Source organism: Rhodococcus oryzae (genome assembly GCF_005049235.1).
GTDB classification, from domain to species: domain Bacteria; phylum Actinomycetota; class Actinomycetes; order Mycobacteriales; family Mycobacteriaceae; genus Rhodococcus_G; species Rhodococcus_G oryzae.
The window spans coordinates 123,761-147,945 of the sequence record NZ_SUMD01000006.1; the positions used below are offsets into that span (position 1 = coordinate 123,761).

At 68.5% G+C, this 24,185-nt stretch carries 23 protein-coding genes and 1 tRNA gene; 14 read left to right on the plus strand and 10 right to left on the minus strand.

The window, feature by feature from the left end:
- Positions 1-669, plus strand: a complete 669-nt coding sequence (locus FCG67_RS14195; RefSeq protein WP_246045067.1) for a nucleoside triphosphate pyrophosphohydrolase — start codon at positions 1-3, stop codon at positions 667-669.
- Between the two features lie 19 nt (positions 670-688).
- Here FCG67_RS14195 and efeB read toward each other — a convergent pair whose 3' ends face one another.
- From efeB to efeU, 3 genes are read right to left on the minus strand one after another with little or no spacing between them, the layout of a single operon-like run.
- Positions 689-1,996, minus strand: coding sequence for an iron uptake transporter deferrochelatase/peroxidase subunit (gene efeB / locus FCG67_RS14200; RefSeq protein WP_136910409.1), 1,308 nt, complete (start codon positions 1,994-1,996; stop codon positions 689-691).
- Complete coding sequence (gene efeO / locus FCG67_RS25370; protein WP_246045068.1) at positions 1,977-3,110, minus strand: iron uptake system protein EfeO; 1,134 nt, start codon at positions 3,108-3,110, stop codon at positions 1,977-1,979. Before efeO ends, efeB begins: the two co-directional genes overlap by 20 nt.
- Positions 3,111-3,121: 11 nt before the next feature.
- Positions 3,122-4,024, minus strand: a complete 903-nt coding sequence (gene efeU, locus FCG67_RS25375) for an iron uptake transporter permease EfeU (protein WP_246045069.1) — start codon at positions 4,022-4,024, stop codon at positions 3,122-3,124.
- A gap of 213 nt (positions 4,025-4,237) precedes the next feature.
- Between efeU and FCG67_RS14210 the strand changes: the two genes are divergently transcribed.
- The 8 genes from FCG67_RS14210 (at position 4,238) to FCG67_RS14250 (ending at position 11,532) form a co-directional block, all read left to right on the plus strand.
- The gene (locus FCG67_RS14210; RefSeq protein WP_425467842.1) at positions 4,238-4,927 is read left to right on the plus strand and encodes a lytic transglycosylase domain-containing protein; all 690 of its coding nucleotides are present in this window, start codon (positions 4,238-4,240) and stop codon (positions 4,925-4,927) included.
- A 102-nt stretch (positions 4,928-5,029) separates the two neighbouring features.
- Positions 5,030-6,325 (plus strand): phosphopyruvate hydratase, encoded by a 1,296-nt coding sequence (gene eno, locus FCG67_RS14215; protein WP_136910412.1) that lies wholly within the window; start codon positions 5,030-5,032, stop codon positions 6,323-6,325.
- A 22-nt stretch (positions 6,326-6,347) separates the two neighbouring features.
- Positions 6,348-7,085: a septum formation initiator family protein gene (locus FCG67_RS14220; RefSeq protein WP_136910413.1), complete on the plus strand. Its 738-nt coding sequence runs from the start codon at positions 6,348-6,350 to the stop codon at positions 7,083-7,085.
- Positions 7,082-7,639, plus strand: coding sequence for a DUF501 domain-containing protein (locus FCG67_RS14225; protein ID WP_136910414.1), 558 nt, complete (start codon positions 7,082-7,084; stop codon positions 7,637-7,639). Before FCG67_RS14220 ends, FCG67_RS14225 begins: the two co-directional genes overlap by 4 nt.
- Positions 7,636-8,580 (plus strand): Ppx/GppA phosphatase family protein, encoded by a 945-nt coding sequence (locus FCG67_RS14230; RefSeq protein WP_097212330.1) that lies wholly within the window; start codon positions 7,636-7,638, stop codon positions 8,578-8,580. Before FCG67_RS14225 ends, FCG67_RS14230 begins: the two co-directional genes overlap by 4 nt.
- Before the next feature lie 382 nt (positions 8,581-8,962).
- Positions 8,963-9,766: a M23 family metallopeptidase gene (locus FCG67_RS14235; protein WP_425467843.1), complete on the plus strand. Its 804-nt coding sequence runs from the start codon at positions 8,963-8,965 to the stop codon at positions 9,764-9,766.
- A 147-nt stretch (positions 9,767-9,913) separates the two neighbouring features.
- Positions 9,914-9,987 (plus strand) — tRNA-Leu (locus FCG67_RS14240).
- A 438-nt stretch (positions 9,988-10,425) separates the two neighbouring features.
- Entirely contained in the window at positions 10,426-11,532 is a 1,107-nt protein-coding gene (locus FCG67_RS14250) for a chymotrypsin family serine protease (protein WP_136910415.1), read from the plus strand.
- Between the two features lie 414 nt (positions 11,533-11,946).
- Here the strand turns inward: FCG67_RS14250 and FCG67_RS14255 are convergent, their stop codons facing one another.
- Complete coding sequence (locus FCG67_RS14255) at positions 11,947-12,135, minus strand: hypothetical protein (protein WP_136910416.1); 189 nt, start codon at positions 12,133-12,135, stop codon at positions 11,947-11,949.
- Positions 12,136-12,435: 300 nt separating this feature from the next.
- On the opposite strand from FCG67_RS14255, the gene FCG67_RS14260 reads away from it, so the two are divergent.
- The gene (locus FCG67_RS14260; protein WP_211243204.1) at positions 12,436-13,857 is read left to right on the plus strand and encodes a DUF1254 domain-containing protein; all 1,422 of its coding nucleotides are present in this window, start codon (positions 12,436-12,438) and stop codon (positions 13,855-13,857) included.
- Between the two features lie 10 nt (positions 13,858-13,867).
- On the opposite strand, the gene FCG67_RS14265 is transcribed toward FCG67_RS14260, so the two are convergent.
- The 3 genes from FCG67_RS14265 to FCG67_RS14275 all read right to left on the minus strand — a co-directional run bounded on the left by FCG67_RS14265 (position 13,868) and on the right by FCG67_RS14275 (position 16,356).
- Entirely contained in the window at positions 13,868-14,239 is a 372-nt protein-coding gene (locus FCG67_RS14265) for a hypothetical protein (protein WP_136910417.1), read from the minus strand.
- Between the two features lie 348 nt (positions 14,240-14,587).
- Positions 14,588-14,854 (minus strand): hypothetical protein, encoded by a 267-nt coding sequence (locus tag FCG67_RS14270; protein WP_136910418.1) that lies wholly within the window; start codon positions 14,852-14,854, stop codon positions 14,588-14,590.
- A 113-nt stretch (positions 14,855-14,967) separates the two neighbouring features.
- On the minus strand, positions 14,968-16,356 hold the full coding sequence (locus FCG67_RS14275) for a wax ester/triacylglycerol synthase domain-containing protein (RefSeq protein WP_211243205.1): 1,389 nt from the start codon (positions 16,354-16,356) through the stop codon (positions 14,968-14,970).
- Between the two features lie 526 nt (positions 16,357-16,882).
- Here FCG67_RS14275 and FCG67_RS14280 point away from each other — a divergent pair.
- A complete protein-coding gene (locus tag FCG67_RS14280; protein WP_246045071.1) occupies positions 16,883-17,596 on the plus strand; it encodes a M23 family metallopeptidase in 714 nt (237 codons plus the stop codon).
- A gap of 88 nt (positions 17,597-17,684) precedes the next feature.
- Here FCG67_RS14280 and FCG67_RS14285 read toward each other — a convergent pair whose 3' ends face one another.
- Positions 17,685-19,097 carry a WS/DGAT/MGAT family O-acyltransferase gene (locus FCG67_RS14285; protein WP_136910420.1) on the minus strand — a complete coding sequence of 471 codons (1,413 nt, stop codon included), beginning with the start codon at positions 19,095-19,097 and terminating at the stop codon, positions 17,685-17,687.
- A gap of 173 nt (positions 19,098-19,270) precedes the next feature.
- On the opposite strand from FCG67_RS14285, the gene FCG67_RS14290 reads away from it, so the two are divergent.
- The gene (locus FCG67_RS14290) at positions 19,271-20,407 is read left to right on the plus strand and encodes a class I SAM-dependent methyltransferase (protein ID WP_136910421.1); all 1,137 of its coding nucleotides are present in this window, start codon (positions 19,271-19,273) and stop codon (positions 20,405-20,407) included.
- 12 nt (positions 20,408-20,419) lie between these two features.
- On the opposite strand, the gene FCG67_RS14295 is transcribed toward FCG67_RS14290, so the two are convergent.
- Positions 20,420-20,761 (minus strand): hypothetical protein, encoded by a 342-nt coding sequence (locus tag FCG67_RS14295; RefSeq protein ID WP_136910422.1) that lies wholly within the window; start codon positions 20,759-20,761, stop codon positions 20,420-20,422.
- A gap of 247 nt (positions 20,762-21,008) precedes the next feature.
- Between FCG67_RS14295 and FCG67_RS14300 the strand changes: the two genes are divergently transcribed.
- Together FCG67_RS14300 and FCG67_RS14305 are read left to right on the plus strand one after the other, a co-directional pair.
- Positions 21,009-21,860: a Bax inhibitor-1/YccA family protein gene (locus FCG67_RS14300; RefSeq protein ID WP_136910423.1), complete on the plus strand. Its 852-nt coding sequence runs from the start codon at positions 21,009-21,011 to the stop codon at positions 21,858-21,860.
- A 157-nt stretch (positions 21,861-22,017) separates the two neighbouring features.
- Positions 22,018-22,887 carry a DUF559 domain-containing protein gene (locus FCG67_RS14305; protein WP_136910424.1) on the plus strand — a complete coding sequence of 290 codons (870 nt, stop codon included), beginning with the start codon at positions 22,018-22,020 and terminating at the stop codon, positions 22,885-22,887.
- 76 nt (positions 22,888-22,963) lie between these two features.
- Here FCG67_RS14305 and FCG67_RS14310 read toward each other — a convergent pair whose 3' ends face one another.
- Entirely contained in the window at positions 22,964-24,181 is a 1,218-nt protein-coding gene (locus FCG67_RS14310) for an acetyl-CoA C-acetyltransferase (RefSeq protein WP_136910425.1), read from the minus strand.
- Between the last annotated feature and the right edge of the window lie 4 nt (positions 24,182-24,185).

Below are 24,185 nucleotides of genomic sequence, written 5' to 3' on the forward strand. Positions count from 1 at the left end.
GTGACGAGCGAGCCGCCACGGCCGGGCGACAGTGTGGTCGAGGCCATCGACGTGATGGACAAGTTGTGGGGCTACGGCGGCTGGGAGGTCACCCAGACCCATGACTCGCTGACGGTCTACCTCGTCGAGGAGACCTACGAGCTGCTCGACGCGATCGCCGCGGGCGACCAGGCCGAGATCCGTGAGGAGCTCGGGGATCTGTTGCTGCAGGTGCTCTTCCAGTCCCGGATCGCACAGGCTGCCGGGCACTTCGACGTCGACGACGTGGCGGCCACGCTGGTCGCCAAGCTGGCGCACCGCAGCCCGCACCTGGCCGAGGATGCCGTCGGCCCGATCGACATCGCCGAGCAGGAGGCGGCGTGGGAGCGCCGCAAGCTCGCGGAGAAGTCGCGCGCCTCGTGCATCGACGGCATCGCCACCAGCCTGCCCGCCCTGGCGTTGGCGGAGAAGGTGATCGGCCGGGCCCGCAAGGCCGGGTTGCCCGCCGAGCTGGTGCCCGAGGACCTCACGACGGTCCGGATCGGGGAGAACGGCAACGCGGAGGTGACGCTGCGGCGGGCCGTGCTGGCCTTCGCGGACCGGATCCGGGCCGCCGAGCGCGCCGCCGCGGTGGCCGGGGTCGCCCCCGGGGGACTGGCCCCCGAGGACTGGAAGGCGCACTGGGCCTAGCGGATCCGGTCCGCCGCGGTCAGTGCCCCGGCTCCGCGACCGGTTCCGCCGGGGACGCCTGCCCCTCGAACAGCGTCGAACCCCAGTACCCGCCGTCGTCCTGGACGCCGGGCGGCACGGCGAACACCGCGGACCCGACGTGCTTGATGTACTCGTTCAGGGCGTCGTTGCGTGAGAGCGACAACTGCATCGGCACGAACTGCTTCTGTGGATCGCGGCAGTAGGCGATGAAGAACAGTCCGGCGTCGAGGTGTCCGAATCCGTCGGACCCATCGGTGAAGTTGTAGCCGCGGCGCAGGATCTTGATGCCGCCGAGCTCCTCGTCGGAGGCGAGCCGGACGTGCGCGTCGGTGTCGATGACGGGCTGCCCGCCCGCTCCCTTCGCATCGAGGTTCAGCGGATCGAACTCGTTCTTCTCGCCGAGCGGAGCACCGGTGCCCTTGCTACGCCCGATCACCCGCTCCTGTTCGTGGAGCGCGGTGCGGTCCCATGATTCGATCAGCATCCGGATGCGCCGGGCCACCAGGTACGAGCCGCCCGCCATCCACTCCTGGTCGTCGGCCCCGGCCACCCAGACCTGTTCGTCCACGGCGCCCTGGTCCTCGGCCTTGATGTTGCGCGTTCCGTCCTTGAACCCGAACAGGTTTCGCGGCGTCGACTGGGTCGTCGAGGTCGAGGAGGTCCGGCCGAACCCGAGCTGCGACCACTTCACCGCGACGGTGCCGAAGCCGACCCGGGCGAGGTTACGGATGGCGTGCACGGCCACCTGGGGGTCGTCCGCGCAGGCCTGGATGCAGATGTCCCCGCCGCTGCGGGCCGGGTCGAGGGAGTCGCCGGTGAACTTGGGCAACTCGGCGAGCGCCGCGGGCCGCCTGCCCGCCAGCCCGAACCGCTCGAACAGCGACGGCCCGAACCCGATGGTCAGCGTCAGCCGGCTCGCGTGCAGGTCGAGTGCCTCGCCGGTGTCGGTCGGCGGGGAGTAGTCGCCCGCGCCGATCGCGCCGTCGGGCACGGCCTGCTCGCCCGCCGTCATCCGCTCCGCCATCTCGGTCCACTTCTTCAGCAGGGCAACCAGGTCGTCCCGGGAGTCGGTGGTGACGTCGAACGCGACGAAGTGCATGCGGTCCTGCGCCGGGGTGACGATCCCGGCCTGGTGGGCGCCGCGGAAGGCGACCACCTGGGTGTCCACCGATGCGGGCTCGGGGGCGGTCAGGCGACCGACCGCTGCGCCAGCGCCGACCGCGAGCGCCCCGGCGCCAACGGCGCCGAAGAGCCGGCGCCGCGAGAGCCCGGGACGGCTGGCGCCGTCACTGCCCGGCGACGACACCCTGCACCTGGCTCACCTCGGCGGACAGCGCGTCGATCTTCTGCGAAAGCGCCTGGCGCTGCGGCTCGGTCACCGTGCTGTACAGCACGAAGCCGTCGCCGCTGCGGTAGAGAGCCAGCTCCGCGTCGAGCTCGGCGAATCGCTGATCGATCCGGGTGCCCAGCGCGGGGTTCTTCTCGTCGACGATCGGGCGGAGCGTCGCGATCGCGGCCTGGGAGCCGTCGACATTGGCCTGGAAGTCCCACAGGTCGGTGCCGCTGAAGATGTCCTCTTCGCCGGTGATCTTGGTGCGGGAGACCTCGTCGAGCAGCGTCTGGGCGCCGCCGGCGACCTGGATCGGGTCGACGGTGAAGTCGGGGGAGTTGATGCCGTCGGACAGTTCCTGGAGGTCGGCGAGGAGCTGGTCGGCGATGGCGTTCGTGTCGGGCTGCAGGCCCTGCGCCCACAGGTCCTTCTCGAGCCGGTGGAAACCGGTCCACTTCTGGCCCGGCTCGAGGTCGACCTCGCGCAGGTCCAGTCGCGGGTCGAGGTCGTCGGGGAACGACTCGGCGATCGGCTCGATGCGCTCGTAGTAGGTGCGGGTGGTCGGGAACTTCGCCTTGGCGGCCTCGATGTCTCCGGACTTGACTGCGGCGACGAACACCGCCGCCGTCTCCTGGAGTGCGGTGACCTGGCTCGTGACGTAGCGCTTGTACTCGGCCGCGGCGTCGGCCAGCTGGCCGCTCTCGTCGGCGGCCTTGGAGGAGTCGCCGGTCACCGTGAACTCGGAGCGGATGCCGTCGCCGACCATGCCGGGCTTGCAGGCGGTGTGGTAAGTGCCTGCCTCGGCGAAGTTCACGATCAGGGTGCGGGTCAGGCCCGGGCCGACGTTCTCGACCTCGCCCATGACGCGGTCACCCTCGCCGTATACGTAGAACTCGGTGACCTTCGAACCGTTGTTGGTGATCTCGAAGGTGTTGTTGCCGGTCTCCCCGGTGTCGCGCGCGACCTCGCAGCCGGTGTCGGTCGCGGTCACCGCGATCGCGCCCTCGGCGCTCTCGGACTTGGAGGTGCAGGCGGCCAGCGCCACCGGCGCGAGGGCCAGCAGTGCAATGGCGGGAACGGTGCGACGCACGATGGAGCCTTTCAGGATGCGGGGATGTTGGAGGGCTCGGGGAGCGGAGCCCGCTCGGGCCCGGGCTTGGCGGGCAGCGGGCGCAGGAACAGGGTGAGCACGACGACCAGGTACACCGCCCAGGCGACCACCTGGAGGACCGTCGGGTCCGGCCGGAAGTTGAAGATGCCCTGCAGGACGGTGCCGTACCAGGTCGAGGTGTCGAAGTGCGCCGAGACATCGAACGCCAGGTTCGATCCGCCAGGGAGCCAGCCGGCGATCTGCAGGGCGCGGACGCCGTACGCCAGGATCCCGGCCGCGACGACGACCAGGAACACGCCGGTGTAGCGGAAGAAGGCCGCGAAGTTGATCCGGACCGCACCGAAGTACAGCGCGACGGTCAGGGCCGCGGCGACGGCGATCCCGAGGAGCAGTCCGACGAGCGGCCAGATGCTGCCCGCGGTGTTCTCCGCGTAGCCGACCAGCAGCAGCGCGGTCTCCACTCCCTCGCGGCCGACGGCGAAGAACGCCATCGACGCGACCGCGAACGGTCCGACGGCCAGCGCCTTGGACAGTCCCGCGCGCAGGTGCCCGGAGATCGAGGCGGCGGCCTTGCGCATCCACAGGATCATCGCGGTCACGATGACCACGGCGACCAGGGACGCGAGTCCGCTGATGAGCTCGGCAGCCAGTCCGGTGACCGTCGAGGTGCCGAAATGGATTGCGACGAAGATGATCGCGACCATGGCGACGGCGGCGGCGACGCCGAGCCACACCCATTTGAGGGCGTCGCGCCGGTCGGACTTGACCAGGAACGCGACCAGGATCATCACGACGATGCCGGTCTCGAGTCCCTCGCGGAGCCCGATGAGTCCGCTGCCGACCAGTTGCGTCGCAACGCTCGGCGCGCTCGCGCCTGCGGCGAGTGTGAGCACGGCGGCTCCTCATCTGTGCACGTCCGCAGCCCATACATAGGCAAGGCGAACCTTCTCTTGAACCGAACTAAGGTAGCACTTACCAGACGCGCGTCCCCGCCGCGGCGGCGGCCCGTCCGAATTGCCCGGATTGCCGCCCGCCCGTGTTTCACGTGGATTATGGACGCGGTGACCACACGACATCGACGACTGCTCGGGTGCGTTGTCGGGACCGTGCTCGGCGCCGCGGTCCTCGCCGGATGTGCGGGTGAGCCGAAGATCGCCATCCCACAGGGCATTCCGCCGGGCCCCGGTGCGCCCGTGCCCCCGATCGACATCGACGCGCCCGGTCGGACCGCCGATCAGTTGCGGGACTGGGCCGCCGACCAGACCGATGCCCTCGGCATCTCGGTCACCGCGCTCGAGGCCTACGGCTACGCGGCCGCGGTGATGGCGCAGTCCCGGCCCGAGTGCGGCATCGGATGGACGACGTTGGCGGGTATCGCGAGCGTCGAGAGCAGGCACGGCACCTACCGCGGTTCATCCGTCGCGCCGACCGGCGACGTCAGCCCGCAGATCCGGGGGATACCGCTCGACGGGGGACCGGGGGTCGCCGAGATCCCGGACACCGACGGCGGCGCGATGGACGGCGACCCCGTGCACGACCGCGCGATGGGCCCGCTGCAGTTCATCCCCGAGACCTGGAAGCGGTGGGGCGTCGACGCCAACGGCGACGGGGTGGCGAATCCGGACAACATCGACGACGCGGCGCTGACGGCGGCCCGGTATCTCTGCGCCAGGGGCGGCGATCTGACCTCCGAGGAGGGCTGGCGCCGGTCGTTGATGGCATACAACCTGTCCGGCGAGTACCTGGACGACGTTCGCGACCGCGCGGCCGCGTATTCGGTGGGGACCCGGCCGTGACCGCGCGGCGCGACGACACGGCCGGTTGCTGCCGTTAGGCTCAGACCTGGCACTATGTAGCGAAATCGTCTACTGGAAACGCCGCCAAAAGGAGAACCATCCGTGGCCATCATTGAGCAGGTCGGAGCTCGCGAGATCCTCGATTCCCGGGGAAACCCCACGGTGGAGGTCGAGGTGCTGCTCGACGACGGCAGCTTCGCGCGCGCCGCGGTGCCCTCGGGTGCCTCCACGGGCGAGCACGAGGCCGTGGAGCTGCGTGACGGCGGCGACCGCTACGGCGGCAAGGGCGTCGAGAAGGCCGTCGAGGCCGTGCTCGGCGAGATCGCCCCGGCCATCATCGGCATCGACGCCACCGAGCAGCGCGTGGTCGACCAGGCCCTGCTGGACCTCGACGGCACCCCGGACAAGTCCCGCCTCGGCGCCAACGCCCTGCTCGGCGCGTCGCTGGCCGTCGCCCGCGCGGGCGCCGAGTCCTCCGGCCTGGAGCTCTTCCGCTACGTCGGCGGCCCGAACGCGCACGTCCTGCCCGTCCCGATGATGAACATCCTCAACGGTGGCGCGCACGCGGACACCGGCGTCGACGTCCAGGAGTTCATGGTCGCGCCGATCGGCGCCGCCACCTTCAAGGAGTCGCTGCGCTGGGGCACCGAGGTGTACCACTCGCTCAAGTCGGTTCTCAAGGCCAAGGGCCTGTCCACCGGCCTCGGTGACGAGGGCGGCTTCGCCCCCGATGTCGCGGGCACCAAGGAAGCACTCGACCTGATCATCGAGGCCATCGCCAAGACGGGCCTGAACCTGGGCACCGACGTCGCGCTGGCGCTCGACGTCGCGGCGACCGAGTTCTACACCAAGGGCACGGGCTACAAGTTCGAGGGCAAGATCCGCACCGCCGCCGAGATGTCGGCCTTCTACGCCGATCTGATCGCCGCGTACCCGCTGGTCTCCATCGAGGACCCGCTGGACGAGGACGACTGGGAGGGCTGGGTCGCGCTCACCGAGCAGATCGGTGACAAGGTCCAGCTCGTCGGCGACGACCTGTTCGTCACCAACCCGGATCGCCTCGAAGAGGGCATCGTCAAGGGCGCCGCGAACGCGCTGCTGGTCAAGGTCAACCAGATCGGCACGCTGACCGAGACCCTGGACGCCGTCGACCTGGCGCACCGCAACGGCTACAAGACGATGATGAGCCACCGCTCGGGCGAGACCGAGGACACCACCATCGCCGACCTCGCCGTCGCCGTCGGCAGTGGCCAGATCAAGACCGGCGCCCCCGCCCGCAGCGAGCGCGTCGCGAAGTACAACCAGCTCCTCCGCATCGAGGAGGCCCTCGGCGACGCGGCCCGCTACGCAGGCGAGCTCGCGTTCCCGCGCTTCTCCTTCGACGGCTCGGCGAGCTGAGAACGGAAGCGGTACTGAGCCTATGAGCCAACGCGGTAGGTCACGTCCGGGCGGCAGCCCGGCCGGTCGAGACCCCCGTCGCACCCGCGACGAGTCGGCTGCGCGGCGTCCGTCGCGCGGCCGTACGACCGGACCTACCGCGTCGGCTCCAGGCTCCGGCCCCGCTGCGGGCGGAAAGCCCGCACCGGAGTTCGAGCCCGAGTCCTCCAGCGAGAAGCCCATCCGCGCACGGGGTTCGCGGGCCGGCTCCTCGGGTGAGGACAAGCCCGAACGCACCATCCTCGGGCTCTCCACCGGCAAGGCGGTGATGCTGGCGGTGGTGGTCTGCGCCCTCGCGCTCACCCTGGCCGTCCCGCTGCGCAATTACCTCACCCAGCGCAGCGAGGCGGATCGGGTTGCCGCGCAGCAGAAGGAACTCGAGGAAGACCTCAAACAGCTGACCCGGCAGAAGCAGCAGAACGACGACCCCGCGTACATCTCCGCCGAGGCGCGGGAGCGGCTGCAGTACGTCAAGCCCGGTGAGACGCCGTTTCAGGTACAGCTGCCGGGCGAGGTGGCGACCAGGCCCGAGCAGCTCAGCGAGCGCAAGCGCACCGGGGATCCCTGGTACACCGACCTGTGGCGGCCCATCGTGGAGCCGCAGCCGGAACCGAGCGCGACGCCCGCGCCGCCAGTCCAGGAACCGCCACCGCCCGCACCGGATTCGACCGGCGCGGGTTCGATGACCATTCCTCACGATCAAGGAGGGCCCGTCGGGTGACCGATCCGGCTGACAGCACTTCCCGCCCCGCGGTATCCCAGGACGACCTGGCCGCCGTGGCCGCGCAGCTCGGCCGCGATCCGCGCGGCGTGCTCGCCATCGCCTACCGGGCGCCGGACGGCACACCCGGCGTCGTCAAGACCGCGCCCCGGCTGCCGGACGGCACGCCGTTCCCCACGCTGTACTACCTGACCGATCCGCGTCTCACCGCCGAGGCGAGCAGGCAGGAGTCGGCCGGGGTGATGCGCGAGATGACCGAACGCCTCGAGCACGATCCGGAGCTGGCGCAGGCCTACCTCCGTGCGCACGAGTCCTACCTCGCCGAGCGGAACGAGATCGATTCGCTCGGAACCGATTTCACCGGCGGTGGCATGCCCGACCGGGTCAAGTGCCTGCACGTGCTGATGGCGCATTCGCTGGCGAAGGGGCCGGGGCTCAACCCGCTCGGCGACGAGTCGGTCGCGCTGGCCGCGCAGGGCAAGCTGCGCGGCACCGCCATCCCGGCGGACTGGCCCGTCTACCAGGGACCCGGCGAGACCGGGAACGACGAATGACCAGGGTCGCTGCCGTCGACTGTGGCACCAACTCGATCCGCCTGCTGATCGCGGACGCCGACGCGGAGGGACACCTGCACGACGTCCGGCGTGAGATGCGGGTCGTGCGCCTCGGGCAGGGTGTCGACGCGACCGGCGCATTCGCGCCCGAGGCCATCGAACGCACCAGGGTCGCGCTGCAGGAGTACGCGGACATGATCCGCGAGACCGGCGCCACCGCGGTCCGGATGGTCGCGACGTCGGCGACCAGGGACGCGTCCAATCGTGAGGACTTCTTCGCGATGACCAGGGAGGTCCTCGGCGCCGTGATCGAGGGAGCGGAGGCCGAGGTGATCTCCGGAGACGAGGAGGCACGGCTGTCCTTCGCGGGCGCCGTCGGCGAACTCGACCCCGCCGCAGGACCTTTCGTTGTCGTCGACCTCGGCGGCGGATCCACCGAGGTGGTCCTCGGTGACGGCGGCGGGGTGCACGCGGCGCACTCGACCGACATCGGCTGCGTGCGGATCACCGAGCGCTGCCTGCACGACGACCCGCCGACGGCGGAGCAGATCGCGCAGGCGCGCGAGTTCGCGTTGGCGAAGCTCACCGAGGCCTTCGATGTGGTGCCGGTGGAGCAGGCGCACACCTGGGTCGGCGTGGCGGGCACGATGACGACCATCGCCGCGGTCTCGCTGGAGCTGCCGCACTACGACGCCGAGAAGGTGCACCTGTCGCGGATGACGCTGCCGCGGCTGCACGAGGTGAACGATTCGCTCGTGCACATGACCCACGACCAGCGCGCAGCCCTCGGGCCGATGCACCCGGGTCGGGTCGACGTGATCGGTGGGGGAGCGATCGTCTCCGACGTCCTGGCCGAGGAGCTCGCGCGCCGGGCGGGGATCACCGAACTGGTGGTCAGCGAGCACGACATCCTCGACGGGATCGCACTCTCGATCCTGTAGTGCTTCTTGATTCGTCGGCGCCCCCCGGCAGCGGCTACCCCAGTGTGAGTTTCGGGGGAAGAAGATCTTGATAAAGATTTCGTAACAGTATCCGAGATTGATGCTGTTTTGTTATCTTCGTCACGGGGGCTCGAGGGTTCGCGAACAGGAGCGGCCCAGCCAACGAAAAGAAGGTAGTGCTGTGGGAAATCACCACGGGACGGGCAATTCGAACTACATCATTGATCCACTCCCCGGGCATGGCCGGCACAGCTTGCCGGTTGACCATGGCCGGCACAGCTCGCCGGTTGACAGCGGTCCGGTTGCGGGCGCCCCGTACGGCCGCCACTGCTTGCCGACCGTCGCGGGTTTCGTCGAAGTCACCACCCAGGCCAGGGTTGCCGTGCGGGGCAAGGATGCCGCGCAAGCCAAGGCTGCTGCGCACGGCCGCCACCGCGCGCCGGCCGGTCCGGGTCCGATCAAGGCAGTCGCGGTTGCCGCCGCGACGGGCGCGATCCTGGTCGGAGGCACGCAGCTCGGTGCTACCGCGTCGGCAGTTCCGATTCAGATCCCCGGACTGCCCCCGATCGAGATTCCGGATGCGGTCTTGCCTGCGGGCGTTCAGCTTCCCCCGGTCAACCAGGCGCCCGCCGTCGTCCCGGTACCCCCGGCCTTCCAGGTGCCGCCAGTTGATGTGGTGCCGCAGGTAGTCCCGGCGCCGCCGGTCGAGGTGCCCGGCGCGGCGGGCGCTGCGCAATGGGCGCAAGAGCAGCTTGGTGCACTCCCGTCGAACAATCCGATTGCGACCCGAACCGTGCAGCCGGTATCGGGCACGCTGACGTCCCCATTCGGGCAGCGCTGGGGGACGTTGCACGGTGGTATCGACATCGCGGCGCCGATCGGTACCCCGATTCAGGCAGCCACCAACGGCACTGTCATTTCCGCGGGTCCGGCGTCAGGCTTCGGGCTGTGGGTTCGCGTGCAAGATGACGATGGAACGACCACGGTGTACGGCCACATCAACGAGTTCCTGGTCGACCTTGGCCAGCAGGTGGCGGCCGGTGAGCAGATTGCAACCGTCGGAAATCGTGGTCAGTCGACCGGACCGCACCTGCACTTCGAGGTTTCGAATCCCGACGGGCAGAAGATCGACCCAGCCCAGTGGCTCCAGGAGCGTGGCGTTTCGCCGACCTGGAACGGCGATTAGCCTCGATCTTTCCCGGGCTGAGCTGCCGGCCTGACTGGTGTACGCGGTTTGCGCCGATCGGTGCGGCGGACACGCTAGCATCACGTGTCCAGTTCGACCGTTTCCCGCGGTCGGACCGGTAGCGGCTGTCGCGGTGTCGGCGCCGCGGCCCCCATAGCCCAATTGGCAGAGGCAGCGGACTTAAAATCCGCCGAGTGTCGGTTCGAGTCCGACTGGGGGCACTGTTCGGAGGCGTTTTCCCGTTAGGATCCGGGCGCCGAACGCCCCTTCTTGTCACGGATTGTCACCACCAGCGTGGAACTCGCGGCCGCGAGCAACGCGGGGTCCTGCGAGTGGGCGCAGGTCGACAGCGTGAACGCTGCGTTCGAACGGCCGAGCCATGCAGCGAATACCGCGATCGGAACGCTGCGCAGGTGCACGAACGTTTCGCAGGTATCTCTCATTTCGAGGGGCTATTTGTTGTGTCCCAACGCATCCCGTCCAGTGGGGAACTCTAATTCGGGCGCGCGTGGCCCACTATTGACCCCAGTACGTCACCTTGCCGCTTGCGCTCGAGATCGTGGGTTCTGTCCCGACAGCGATGACCGCGAATCGGCCACCCGAAACAAGACCGCACGGTACGGTCCCGGAGAATTGTTTCTCCACAGACAGGACCTTGTATGAAGCGCGCCACCAGATTGCTCGCGGGAGTGTTCGCCACCCTCGCCCTTACCGTCGGGCTCACCGCCACCACCGCCGGCACCGCCGCAGCCATCGGAACGAACCAAAGCCCGCGCGGGTATCCCGCGTACTCACCGGACGCCGTCCCCTCCGCCTACCCGGGCCAGTTCATCGATTTCACCGGCGACATGACCCCTCACCCCACCGCCGCCAACACGTACAAGTACATGGGGTTCTTTTGCACGCTCGGCGCCGTAGGAACCGACGCCGCAGGTCGAAAGATCGGAATCACCGCTGGCCACTGCAACCAAGCACCCCAGTGGGTGCCCGACCCGGACCGTCCCGGCGAGCTGAAGCCGCCCGGACAGAAGCTCACCACGTCGGGGGATGTTTGTACCGTAGAGTCGACCACCTGCATCAGTTACCCGGACTACCCCAAGTATCCGGGCGCCCCTCTCGGCGAACCTGTCACGACCAACGGTCATCCCGTCTTCGACGTGAACGCGGTCAAGTGGGCCCAAGATCACAACCTGGCCCCGGTGAAGCCCATCGGATGGATCCGTTGGGTGAACAAGGACACCTTCAAGAGCGACGGCACACTCAACCTGAACAGCACCACCGACTACATGGTCATCGAGTTCGCCCCCGAGGTCCAGTTGTCGAGCCAGGTGAGGGACAAGGACGGCCAGAACGTTCACCAAGGAGGCGGAGGTCTCTTCAAGGTCAATTCGATCTACAGTGATGCCGGCGGGGCTCCTGCTCTGCCACCGCTTTCCAACACGTTCATTTCTTCCACCTGGATCGAAAACTACGGCGCACGCTCTGACCGCACCCCCACCTTACTGTCGGCAGCGGTTAATCCCGGGGCCATCGGCCTGGTCACAAACGGCATGCTCCGTACCTTTGCTGGCAGCCAGGGGGGCGACTCCGGTGGGCCCGTCGTCATGAAGGGCACCAGCAAGTGGGTCGGAATCACCGCCGGTTCGGAGACCGGGATCGTGTTTCCGTACTACACCACTTCCGCCAAGAATATCCTCGAGAACCTGAACGGCCACGCTGTTCCCGCTGGTACCGCCGGTAAGGGCTTCACCATCACCAACAACTGACCACAGGCGTCGCCAAGAGCCCCGCAGGACCGAATGCTGACCTGCGGGGCTCTTCGCCGTAGCGGGAGGCTGAGGTCGACTGTCCAGCGTGGTCCGGGCCGGTGCTTCCCGAGCTGTCCGCTCCACCGGCCCGCGATCCCAACCCTAGCGACAATCGAACGGCTGTGCGAATAGTTCTACGCTGAAGGCATGGCTGTGCACGGCGAGCCCGCGCCGACCCACTGCCCGAACGGGCACCGTCTCGGGCCACGCCGCTGCCTCGTCGGCTGGGAACAGTGCGCGTGCGCTGGTGCTCGCCGGGGCGGCCACCGAACGCATTTCTGCCGCCAGTGCGGCGTCACGATAAGGATCCCGCCGTGCTCTGGGCAGCGGCCGCAGCGTGACCGGTGGGCGGATTGATCAAGCGTGGCGGCGCTACGCCGACCGGAGGATGTCGTCCTTCTCGCCCGTCGGGCGGGGCGCGTGGATGGGGATGCCGATGAACATTCGGCGGATCACGGCTCGCGTCAACGCACCAACGGCGCGAGTCTGGAGGTCCAAGACCGCGTCGGTCGTCGCCAATGCCAGCACCAGGGGTGTGCCGATCCACACCGGAATCTTCATGCGCCTCTCCCCAGAACTGCGTGCGCCCGCCAGTGATGCGAGTTCTGGCGGGATGACCAAGGCGGCCCCGCCGACGCAGGGGGCTTTGTCGACGGGGCCTACGCCAGTCATCGGAGGGGATGGTGGCGCGAGCCCACCGTAGATGGAGCAAGTCGTTACTCGCGCGTACAAAACTGGACGGTTCTTCAGATTCGGCCGATAGGCCTCCCGTTCGGGTTTCACCCATGCCGGATGAGGTGTCGTCGGCACATCCGAGAAAATCTGAACTCCTCGATCACTCGAATAGAGGAGAGAAACGGCATGGATGGTTCCGGCACCGTTGATCTGACCGCAGCGCTGACGGGGATCGGTGTCCCGGATCGCGTGGAGACACCGCTCGGCGCATTCGAGTTCTTCGACGGCGTACCGCTACCCGAGTCGACCAGCAAGTTGTACGACGGCCTGGATTTCGTCCGAGGCATCGACGCCTTTCTCAATGCCGTGCCCGGAGCGTCTCTGGTGGCGATGAGGCGCGGCCTTCGCAGTGTCGGCGTCGACGGGCTCAGCGTCCTCGGCGTCACCGATCCCAGGGCCAACTCGGGAAGCTACTTCCTGACCCCGAACACCTCGACCGCGTACGGGACGATGTTCATCGACCTGCACGACGGGCCGGTGGTCATAGAGCCGCCGACGAACTCCCTGTGCGTCGTCGACGACTTCTGGTTCCGATACGTGACGGACATGGGCATCGCCGGACCGGACAAGGGGCAGGGCGGAAAGTATCTGTTCCTCCCGCCCGGCTACACCGGCGACGAGCCAGACGGCTACTTCATCTGTCGTACACCTACTTTCACCAACTGGGTGGTCTTCCGTGCCCTCGACGGGATCGAGGCTGTCAAGCAGTCACGCGTCTACCGGCTCTCCGAGTCGGCCAATCCGCCCGAGATGACGTTCGTCAACATTGCGGAGGAGAAGTTCAACACCGTCCATTCGAACGACATCTCCTTCTTCGGCGAGGTCGACGAACTGATCCAGGAGGAGCCGCCCGGCTCGCTCGACCCCGAGCGGGCGGGGCAGCTCGCCGGGATCGGCATCAAGCACGGACGACCATTTGAACCGGACGACCGGCTGAAGAAGATCCTCGACTCGGCAGCGAAGACCGCCGCGGGCATCAGCCGGGCGCTCGCGTACTTCCCGCGCGGCACGGAGAACTTCACCTTCGAAGACGCGTCCTGGAAGGACGGGTTCGTCGGCGGCAGTTACGAATTCCTGCACGAGCATGCGCGCCTGCTCGACGCCCGCACCCTGTTTCATTACGTCGCCACCGTCATCACGCCGGCGATGGCCCACGCGCAGGTCGGCGCCGGTTCCGCGTACACCTACACCGCCGAGGACTCGCAGGGGCGCCTGCTCGACGGCGCCAAGACCTACCGCCTCGTGTTGCCACCGAACCCGCCGGCAAAGAACTTCTGGTCGGTCGACGTTTATGACACCCAGACGCGGTCGCTCCTCCAGACGGACAACCCCCACCCGAGCGTGATGAGCCTCAGCGGCACCGTGCAGGAGGAGAGCGACGGGTCGATCGTGCTGTGGTTCGGGCCGACCGCGCCTGCGGGCAAGGAAGCGAACTGGATCCGGACCGTCCCCGGCAAGAGCTGGTGGCCGATCCTTCGCCTATACGGCCCCCTACAGCCGTGGTTCGACAAGGCCTGGCAGCCCGGCGAGATCGAAGAAGCACGCTGAGGATCGCCCGTCAGGGGCTCGGTGGCGTCTCGCCTCGGTAGGCCTGGTGGCGGTGCAGGAACTTGGCGCGGTGCCCGCGGAGGAGTTGCACCTCGTCCACGTCCTCGCCCTGCTCCCGCCGCTCGGCCTGACGTTTCTCGAGCTCCAGGGCGACCCGGGCGGGGTTCGTTTGTTCGCGCAGATCGCGGGCCCGCATGCCGGCGGACTCGTCATGCAGTAGATACGCGGCGGCACGGTCGCAATAGATGAGCATTCGCTCGTACCCCAGTCTCACCGCCGCGCCTTCGTTGAGCCTTGTTGCGCCGAGGTCCTCGATCAGCTGAAACGGAAGACGCGCGAACCGGTAGTTGAATCGGGCCACCGCCATGGGTATCCCGAGCACGGTTCGATCGTATCGGCGTCGCCCGGGGCTGGCTGTGGACAACCGCTGTGGAAATCAGCGCATGGCGGGGAGGCCGTATCTTCTGAGGGCGGCGGCCACCAAGCCTGTCGCGAGGGCGGCTGCTGCCACGGCTCGAATTGCGGCCGACCTGATGCGGGGTGCTGCGTGCGATGCCATTTGCGACGGTTCTCCCTCGTTGGCGTGCCTCCGGTTGAGGCGGCGGAGCCAAAGGTATTCCACGTCACACGTGTTGGCCACCAATGGAACGCTTGGTTTCCACCGAGGTGAAACACGTTCTCGCGCTACATCAGTTGGCACAAAAAGGCCCGCCGTCCGAAGGGTGTCGGCTCAGGGCTGGTCGATGCCGGCGAAGGCGGCAGTGGACTGGCGCAGCAGATCGGTGACCCGTTTATCCGAGTACCCGGTGGGCGTGATCACGACGCCCCTGCGAGGGCACCACACCACGCCCGTGTCGATACGGGTCGCGGACTCGGCGAGGCCGACCTCCCACTTCCCGAGCACGACCGCATCGGGGTCCGCCGATACCTCCCAGTCGAGGATCCAGGGCTCGAGGGCCGCCCACTGATAGGCGGGGTCAGCGATTCTTACGCGCACCGCGGCCATTGTGGCGACGCGAGAGGAAGCTGGCAAGCGTCGCACTACAGAGCGATGCCCGGGCGGCCTACGCGGGTTCGACGTGTCCGGAAGTACTCCGCCGGGCGGCCGGGTCACGGGTAGACGGCGGCCTTCAGATCCTCGAAGGATTCGCGCAGCAGTTCGGCGTAGCGGCGGTCGTCGCGCAGCTGCCTCGGGTCCGCGGTGATGTTGACCGCCAGCGAATCGCCCACCGAGCTCACCGAGTGCACCACGCCACCGAGACCGACGAGCGGGGCCACCCCGAAGTTCGCGGCGACGGTGGATCCGCAGAGCACCATGTCGGCCGGGCCCTTGGGCACGTTGGTGACCAGGGTGTTGGCGAGCCGGATGGTCGACGACTGCCGGGCGGGGAGCGCGCCGAGGACGCGGAGACCGTTCCGCACCACGAATCCCGGGATCGAATTGGCGAGCGCGTCGAACTGCGTCTCGCCTGGGCCGGTCTTGCGCACCGTGTCCATCAGCACCGTGGCGTGGATCGCCCGGGCGCGCTCGACGAGGTCGGGGAGGTCGGTGTGCAGGTCCACGGCCAGGGTGACGAACCGGTTCCGGGAGGTCGCCTCGGCGGCGTCGCGGGTCGAGAGCGGGACCCCTGCAGCCAGCGATCCGTCCGGCACGGCGTCGACCTCGCACAGATATCTGTGCATGGTCGAGCCGACGATCGTGAGCATCAGATCGTTGACCGTCACGCCGCCGATCGCGCTCCGCATCGCCCGCAGCTCGGGGACCGAGAAGAACACGGCGTCGAATACGCGCTCCGGGCCGAGGGGTTGATTCAGCACGGTGCGCGGGCGCAGCGCGGCGGGAGCCTCGTACATCCCCTGCGCGCGCTCCGCCCGCATCAGTCGCTGGACCCGTCGCGCCCGGGGCACGAAGCCTGCGAGCAGGCAGAGGTTTCGGGGTAGAGAGGAAACCGCGGCGGCGGCCATCGAGAGTCGGGAAGGAATCGCAGCGACCGCGGCCGGGCGCTCATCGGTCGGCAGGTTCTCGGTGAACAGCTGCCGGGAGATCTTGGCGCCGAGGCCGCCGTCCGCCATCGAATGGTGCATCTTGATGGCCACCACGGTGGCGGCCCCCGGGATCTCGGCGACCCCGGCGACCCCGGTGACGACGTGGATCTCCCACAGGGGTCGCGACGGGTTCAGGGGCCGCCGCTGGATGTCCGCCAGCAGCGTCCGCAGCTCCTCCCAGCCTCGCCCGTCGTGGAAGACGACGTGGTCCTCGGCCGCGAATGCGGGGTCCTCGGCCCAGTACGGGTGGTCGAGGTCGAAGGGAACCCGGATCATGCGCTGGCGCAGGATGCCGATCCGGCCGGCTCGTTCCGTGATCCACCGCAGCAGCTCGTCCCGGCTCGGTTCGGGGTGCTCACCCGAGTCGAAGGCAAATGTCGAGACGGAGGTCTGATTGGCCGACGGTGTCTCGACGTACACGAACACGGCGTCGCGCGGATCGACCTGCATCATCAATGTCCCCCGAGGGCCGAAGCGCCATTCCCAGGTGAACGTACCGTCCAGCTTTGCGGTTGGCGGGGACGATCCTCGCCTTCGATGCGTGTCGTTAGCACCCCCGCAACCCGAATCGGCCGACTTGGGTGCGTGACGTCGGCCACTAATTCTTCGGCGCCTGTGGGAGCTCGAAACCGTCGGGTTTCGAGCGGATCGGTTCCGTGATCGACGCAAAACCGGCCGGTTTGTTATCTCGTCGTTACTCAATCTTTCTCGCCCGGGTTTCCGCGCCTGACCACACATTTTTGAGGCTCCGCTGGATCGCGGCAGGGACTTGTCGCAGGTGGGGCGTCACGTCGTACCGGGCGGACAGGGCGCCCGGCGCGGTGTCCCGACCGGGCTTCGGCCGACCAAGATCGTATTTAGATAAAGATTCGATCACGGTGGACGTATCGATATCGTTTCGTTACCTTCGTTCCGGGGGTCCGAGGTTGCACGGCCCAAAAGGTGCGACCAAGAAGCCAACGAAGATGAGGTAAAGACTGTGGGAACTCTCCGCAGGACGTTCAATCGTTCCAGCTCGATCACCACCGCGCGCCGCCTGAAGGGCGCAACGGTCGCCGTCGCGACCGGCGCGATCCTGGTCGGAGGCATGCAGCTCGGATCCGCCACCGCGACCGCTGCGCCGATCGATCACCAGGCCTTCGCCGCCGTGCCCTTCCAGCTTCCGCAGGAACTGCTGCCCCAGGGAGCCCCCGCCGCACCGGCGCCGCTGCCCGAGATCACCGGCGCGCAGCAGTGGGTCAACGACCAGCTCCGCGCGCTCAACCCCGGCGGGTCGGTCGCACCGCTCAAGGCGCGCACCGTTCAGCCCGTCAGCGGCCACATGACCTCAGGCTACGGCGCTCGCTGGGGCTCGCATCACGGCGGCATCGACATCGGCGCCAACCTCGGCACCCCGATCATGTCCGCTGCCAACGGTGAGATCATCTCCGCGGGCCCGGCCTCCGGCTTCGGGCTGTGGGTCCGCGTGCGTCACGACGACGGCACCGTCACCGTCTACGGACACGTCAACGAGTACACCGTCAACGTCGGCCAGCGTGTCGAGGCCGGTCAGCAGATCGCGACCGTCGGCAACCGTGGCCAGTCCACCGGACCGCACCTGCACTTCGAGGTGTGGGACGCGAACGGTGTCCAGCAGGACCCGAGCGAGTGGCTGGCGGCCAACGGTGTCGCGGTGACCTGGGGCAGCGCCTAGACACTCGTCGCGGCTGAGGACCACCACGCGCGGGGCGTTGGCACGCTGTCGGAAGACGGCGATGCTCACGCCCCGCGCGTTCGGCGTCTCAGATGCCGACGGCCGTCTCGAGTGCCTTGAGCTCGGTGTCGAGGTAGCCCAGGATCGCCTCGAGGTCCGGCAACGCCCGCCTGCAGCCGGTCAGCCCGAACGCGATCGCGTCGTCGGAACTGGTGCAGGTGATGTTCAGGGCCTGTCCCTCCTGCGGGAACGCGATCGGATACAGCCCGTCGAGCCGGGCTCCGTTCCAGTACAGCGGTGTGCGGGGGCCAGGAACGTTGGAGATCACGACGTTGAACGGCGGGCGGACCGCCCCGCTGCTGCCCGCGACCACGTGCAGCGCCGCAGGCACCATTCCGGCCGCGCTCACCGCGAGGATCTGCGACGAACTCATACCGGTCATCGACTCCTTGCCCTCGAGCATCGACGTTCGCACGGTCTCGAGCCGCTGCGCCGGGTCGGCGGAGTGGGTCGCGAGGTTGCACATCAGCACGCCGAACGAGTTGCCCGCCTGGCTTTCGTCGGGGCCTCCGCGCAGCGACACCGGCACGGCGGCGATCAGCGGGACCTCGGGCAGGGCCTCCTGCGACTGCAGGTACGTGCGCAGGCCGCCGGAGCACATCGCGAGCACCACGTCGTTGACTGTGGCGTCGGACGCCTTGGCGATCAGGCGGAGTCGCTCGATCGGCCAGGACTGCGCGGCGTAGCGCCGTGCCCCGGCGATGGGCACGTTGAGGATGGTGTTCGGGGCCGCAAAGGACAGGGAGCCGCCCTGTTCGCGGAGCGCGCGGACCACGGTGCCCGCCAGCGCCGAGCCGAGGTCGGCCGCCCCTCCCAGCAGTGACGCGGCCCCGCGGACCGCGGCGGCGGGCAGTCCGAGGACGCCGCCACTGTCGCCGGTCTCGACGGCCGGTTCCTCCGATGCGGGGCACGCCGGCTCCGGGTCCTTCATGTCCCAGACGGCGGGCATCGCCCGGTCCGTCGGGTCCTCGCTCAGTGACTGCGCCAGCAGTCGCATCGCCGAGACCCCGTCGGCGAACGCGTGGTGAAACTTCGTGTACACCGCGAATCGGCCGTCGTTCAGGCCCTCGATCAGGTGCATTTCCCACAGCGGACGGTGACGGTCCAGGGGCGCCGAGTGCAGTTGTGAGCACAGGTCGAGTAGTTCACGCATGCCGCCGGGTTGCGGCAGGGCGTCGTGGCGCACGTGATACCCGAGGTCGAACCCGCTGTCCTCCTCCCAGGCCCACTGTCCGAGTGAGGACCACGAGCGCGTCGGCCGCTGGCGGAACCTTTGTGCCGCAGTATCATTCGCTAGAGTGGCATCGAATGCCGCGCGGACGTCGGAGGCGGTGGCGCCCTCCGGCGGCTCGAAAAGCTGCAGCCCGCCGACGTGCATGGGGTGTTCGCGCGATTCTGCCAGCAGCCACATCGAGTCGGCGGGAGACATAGACAGCGGCATGGGCGGCCCTCCTGGGTTCTCGACCGCTGCCCCGGTCGGATTGTTGGATTCTGTCGAATTTGTTTGTACCCGTTCGTGTATCGCCCCGCTACTTGTCACTTGTCCAGTCATGGGACGGACGGCCGAGGTGGTCGCTCGTCCATGTCGCGGCCGGGACCTGGAACAATCGAGCGGTGCCGGTCCCCGAAGAAGTCCTGTCCCGACTGCGTCGGTTCCCCGACGTGGAGGCGCCGAACCTGTTCGCCGTCGACGCCGCGGATCGGCTGATCCTCGACGAGGCAGGCTCGTCGCTGGAGGTCGCGGCGGACGCGACGGTCGCGGTGATCGGCGACCACTACGGCGCCCTCACCCTGGGGGCGATCGCGGGCTTCGGCGTCACCGACGTCCGGGTTCACCAGGACCCGATCACCGGCGAGCTCGCACTGTCGCACAACGCGGCGCGAGCCGGACTGGGCGAGGCCTACCGGTCCTGCGGTCTGGACGAGTCCCTGCTCGCGGGAGCGCGGGTGGTGCTGGTCCAGCTGCCGCGCAGCCTGGCCGCACTCGCCGAGATCGCCGAGGCCGTCGCCCGGTACGCCGATCCGGAGGTGGTGATCTACGCGGGCGGCCGCGACAAGCACATCAGCCCCTCGATGAACGAGGTGCTCGCCCGCAGCTTCGGCGACGTGCATGCCACCAGGGGCAGGCAGAAGTCCCGGGTGCTCGTCGCCCGCGGCCCGCTCGACCCGCCCGCCGAGCCGACCTACCCGCTGCGCGAGCACCTGGGCGAGCTCGACATGGAGGTGGTCGCGCACGGGGCCGCCTTCGCCGGCACCAAGCTCGACATCGGAACCCGGTTCCTGCTCGACTACCTGCCCCGGATGAACCCGGAAGCGCGAACGGCGGTCGACCTCGGTTGCGGCACAGGGATCCTCGCCGTGGCACTGGCTCGTTCCCGCGCCGACCTGCGGGTGATCGCGACCGATCAGTCCGCCGCGGCTGTCGCGTCGACGGCGGCGACCGCGCACGCGAACGGTGTAGGCGACCGGGTGACCGCGCTGCGGGACGACGTGATGTCCACCCTCGGCGATGCCACCGCCGACCTGATCGTCTGCAACCCGCCCTTTCATGTGGGGGCGGCCGTCCACACCGGGGCGGCGCTGTCGATGTTCCGTGGTGCGGGCCGGGTCCTGCGCGAGGGAGGTGAGCTGTGGACCGTCTACAACTCACACCTGGGATACCGCGGTGCGCTCAGGAAGTCGGTCGGCCTCACCGAACTGGTCGGACGGAACCCGAAGTTCACGGTCGCCCGGTCGGTCAAAGGGGCGTGACGTCTCGGCCCGCTACTTGACGGGCCCGCCGCCGATCGGGTCGCCGTCGAACTGGTCGCGGGTGATGCCGAGGTCCTCGATGATGACGCCGTCGACCACCTCCGCCTCGACGGACTCGGGATCGTCCGGCTGCTGACCGTCGTCGTCGAGCGGGGTGTCGGGCTCTTCCTCGGCGAGCCGCTCATCGAGGGTCTCGCCCGCGGCGGCCTCGGCCGCGGTGGTCCCGAAGCGATCGGCCTCGCTCCAGTGATCGGGGGCGTCGACGACATCGTCGCCGTCGTCGTTGCGAACCTCGTCCGAGTCGAGCGACTCGCTGGCGTTGAGGGTCTGGCCCGGGCCGTCCTCGGTGCTCATGAGTCAATAATGCCACCGTTGGGTGCAATGTCGTGCCAGGTGAACCTCGTTTTCATGCGAGGCGGGCGCGATCGCGGCCCGGTAGAGTCCCCTCTGTTCCTGTTGGCGACTCGTTTAAGTTCGAAGCGCTGGGAACTTACGGTCACATGTGAGACGTTTTACCAACAGAACGGGATTTCCCGTCGCGGTCGGGCCACAGCGGCACGGCAGGATCCCCAGGGATCCACCTATAGAAGGGACACGCACGGTGCGCACCACCAGCAACCCGGTGTTCCGCAACCTCCCCAAGCAGGAGGGCAGCGGATACGCCTCGTTCGGTTCTGCCGCGGCAGGCGCGGGGCAGATGACACAGCAGTTTGGTCAGCCCCAGTACACGCAGGCTGAGCCGTACACGACAGGTCCTGCTCAGCGGGCCATGACCATCGACGACGTCGTCACCAAGACGGGCATCACGCTCGGCGTGCTGACGGTCTCGGCGATCATCTCCTACGTGCTCGTCAATTCGAACGTCGACCTCGCGGCGCCGTTCGTGATCGGCGGCGGACTCATCGGTCTGGTTCTGGTCCTGGTCGCCACCTTCGGCCGCAAGATGGACAACCCGGCGATCGTGCTGGCCTACGCCGTGGCGGAGGGCTTCTTCCTCGGCGCGCTGTCGTTCATGTTCACCGACATCACGTTCGGCGGCACCGGCGGCTCCACCCTCATCGCCCAGGCGGTGCTCGGCACCTTCGGCGTGTTCTTCGGCATGCTCGTGGTCTACAAGACCGGCGCCATCCGCGTCACCCCGCGGCTGACCCGGATGATCATCGGCGCACTGATCGGCGTCGTGGTGCTCTCGCTCGGCAACCTGATCGCCAGCTTCTTCACACCCGGTGGCCTCGGCCTCCGCGACGGCGGCGGACTCGCGATCATCTTCAGCCTCGTCTGCATCGGCATCGCCGCGTTCAGCTTCCTGCTGGACTTCGACGCCGCCGACCAGCTGATCCGCGCGCAGGCGCCGGAGAAGGCGGCCTGGGGCGTCGCGTTCGGACTCACCGTCACCCTGGTGTGGCTGTACGTCGAGATCCTGCGACTGCTGAGCTACTTCAACAGCGACTAGTCACCGCACGCCTGACCACGAACGGGCGGTTTCCTGCTCCGTCACTCGACGGATGTTCAGGAAACCGCCCGTTCGGCGTTGTGGAGAAGCTCGCGAGTAGTCCACAGGTCGACGGTTCGCCGGGATCGGTGCCTCGCCGACGCGGCATGGTGAGGCGATGGGGGCAGGCGACGCACCGTTTCGGGGATCGAGTGCCATCGTGGCGGGGGTCCTCACCGAACACCAGCTGTACCACGATTTCGCACGCCTCTACCAGGGCGTATACGTGAGCAAGCGCACTCCGGTCACTGCCGCCGTGCGCGCACGCGCGGCATGGCTCTTCGCCGGACCCGACGCGGTCCTGACCGGCTTCTCGGCGGTTGCTCTGCACGGCTCCAAGTGGATCGACGTCAGCGAGCCGGCGGAGGTGATCCGCCCGGGCCATCGCATGCCGGTCAAGGGACTCCTCACGCACGACTACCGGCTCGAACCGGACGAGGCCATCGTCATCGGCGGAATGCGAGTGGCGACCCCGGCGCGGGCTGCCTTCGATCTCGGCCGTCGGTTACCCCGGCCCGAGGCGATCGTTGCGCTGGATTCGCTCTGCAACGCAACCGGGCTCAAGCCACGGGACGTGGTGATGGTTGCCGAGCGGCATCCCGGAGCCCGCGGGGTGGCACGGCTTCGGTCAAATCTGGTCGACGTCGACGGTGGCGCGGAGTCGCCTCCCGAGACCCACACCCGTCTGGTGATCGTCGACGCGGGTCTGCCGCGGCCTGAGACACAGATCCCGATCGTCGGGAACGACGGCTGGGAGTTCGCGCGGTCCGACCTGGGTTGGCGGGAGTGGTCGGTCCTCGTGGAATACGACGGCGAACACCACTGGACCGATCGCCGCCAGCGAGCCTGGGACATCGAGCGCTCGGCGCGGATCGAGGCGCTCGGCTGGAAGGTGATCAGGGTCGGTGCGGAACTGCTCTACACCCGGCCGGACGAACTGATCCGCCGGGTGAGGGCCAAACTCCACGCGGCTGGCGCTCCCGTATGACGACGAACGGGCGGTTTCCTGGCGGGCCTCTCGGCCGATGCTCAGGAAACCGCCCGTTCGCGGTGGTGCAGAAGGACTAGCTGAGGCGCTCGAGCACCATCGCCATGCCCTGGCCGCCGCCGACGCACATGGTCTCGACGCCGAAGGTCTTGTCCTGCTCACGCAGGTTGTTGAGCAGGGTGTTGGTAATGCGGGCACCGGTCATACCGAACGGGTGGCCGAGGGCGATCGCGCCACCGGAGATGTTGATCTTGTCCTCGTCGAGGTTCAGCGCGCGGGCGGAGCCGAGCACCTGCACCGCGAACGCCTCGTTGATCTCGTACAGGTCGATGTCCGAGGTGGCCATCTTCGCGTAGCCGAGGGCCTTCTTGACGGCCTCGATCGGGCCAAGGCCCATGATCTCGGGGGACAGGCCGCTCGCGGCGGTGGCGACGACGCGCGCCAGCGGGGTCAGGCCGAGGGCCTTCGCCTTGGTGTCGCTCATGATGACGAGCGCGGCCGCGCCGTCGTTGAGCGGGCAGGCGTTACCGGCGGTGACGGTGCCGTCGGGACGGAAGACCGGCTTGAGCTGGCTGATCTTGTCGTAGCTGGTGCCTGCACGCGGGCCGTCGTCGGTGGACACGACGGTGCCGTCGGCGAGGGTCACCGGGGTGATCTCGTTGGCGAAGAAGCCGCGGTTGATGGCCTCCTCCGCGCGGTTCTGGCTGCGGACGCCCCAGCGGTCCTGGTCCTCACGGCTGATGCCGGTCAGCGAGGCGACGTTCTCCGCGGTCTGGCCCATGGAGATGTAGATGTCGGGGGTCAGGCCGTCCTCGCGGGGGTCCTTCCACGCGACGCCACCCTGCGCGGCCAGCTCGGTGCGGGCCTGAGCGTCGGCGTACAGGGCGTTCTTGGTGTTCGGCCAGCCGTCGGCGGTGCCGGTGGTGAAGGACGAGACGGACTCGACGCCCGCCGAGATGAACACGTCGCCCTCGCCCGCGCGGATTGCGTGCATCGCCATCCGGGTGGTCTGCAGCGAGGAGGAGCAGTAGCGGTTGACGGTGACGCCGGGCAGGAAGTCGTAGCCGATCGCGGTCGCGACGACCTTGGCGATGTTGTAGCCCGACTGGCCGCCGGGCTGGCCACAGCCCATCATCAGGTCGTCGATGTCGGCGGGGTCGAGCTCCGGGATCTTCGCGAGGGCCGCGGCGACCATCTGGGCGGCCAGGTCGTCGGGACGGATGTCCTTGAGCGAACCCTTGCCGGCCCGGCCGATGGGCGAACGTACAGCGGAGACAATGACGGCCTCAGGCATGAGA

Bases quoted from the DNA above. Each gene is read 5' to 3' on its own strand.
- FCG67_RS14220 (WP_136910413.1), top strand. From the start codon at position 6,348: ATGAGCCAACGCGGTAGGTCACGTCCGGGCGGCAGCCCGGCCGGTCGA.
- FCG67_RS14230 (WP_097212330.1), top strand. From the start codon at position 7,636: ATGACCAGGGTCGCTGCCGTCGACTGTGGCACCAACTCGATCCGCCTG.
- FCG67_RS14250 (WP_136910415.1), top strand. From the start codon at position 10,426: ATGAAGCGCGCCACCAGATTGCTCGCGGGAGTGTTCGCCACCCTCGCC.
- FCG67_RS14255 (WP_136910416.1), bottom strand. From the start codon at position 12,135: ATGAAGATTCCGGTGTGGATCGGCACACCCCTGGTGCTGGCATTGGCG.
- FCG67_RS14260 (WP_211243204.1), top strand. From the start codon at position 12,436: ATGGATGGTTCCGGCACCGTTGATCTGACCGCAGCGCTGACGGGGATC.
- FCG67_RS14275 (WP_211243205.1), bottom strand. From the start codon at position 16,356: ATGATGCAGGTCGATCCGCGCGACGCCGTGTTCGTGTACGTCGAGACA.
- FCG67_RS14285 (WP_136910420.1), bottom strand. From the start codon at position 19,097: ATGCCGCTGTCTATGTCTCCCGCCGACTCGATGTGGCTGCTGGCAGAA.
- FCG67_RS14295 (WP_136910422.1), bottom strand. From the start codon at position 20,761: ATGAGCACCGAGGACGGCCCGGGCCAGACCCTCAACGCCAGCGAGTCG.
- FCG67_RS14305 (WP_136910424.1), top strand. From the start codon at position 22,018: ATGGGGGCAGGCGACGCACCGTTTCGGGGATCGAGTGCCATCGTGGCG.
- FCG67_RS14310 (WP_136910425.1), bottom strand. From the start codon at position 24,181: ATGCCTGAGGCCGTCATTGTCTCCGCTGTACGTTCGCCCATCGGCCGG.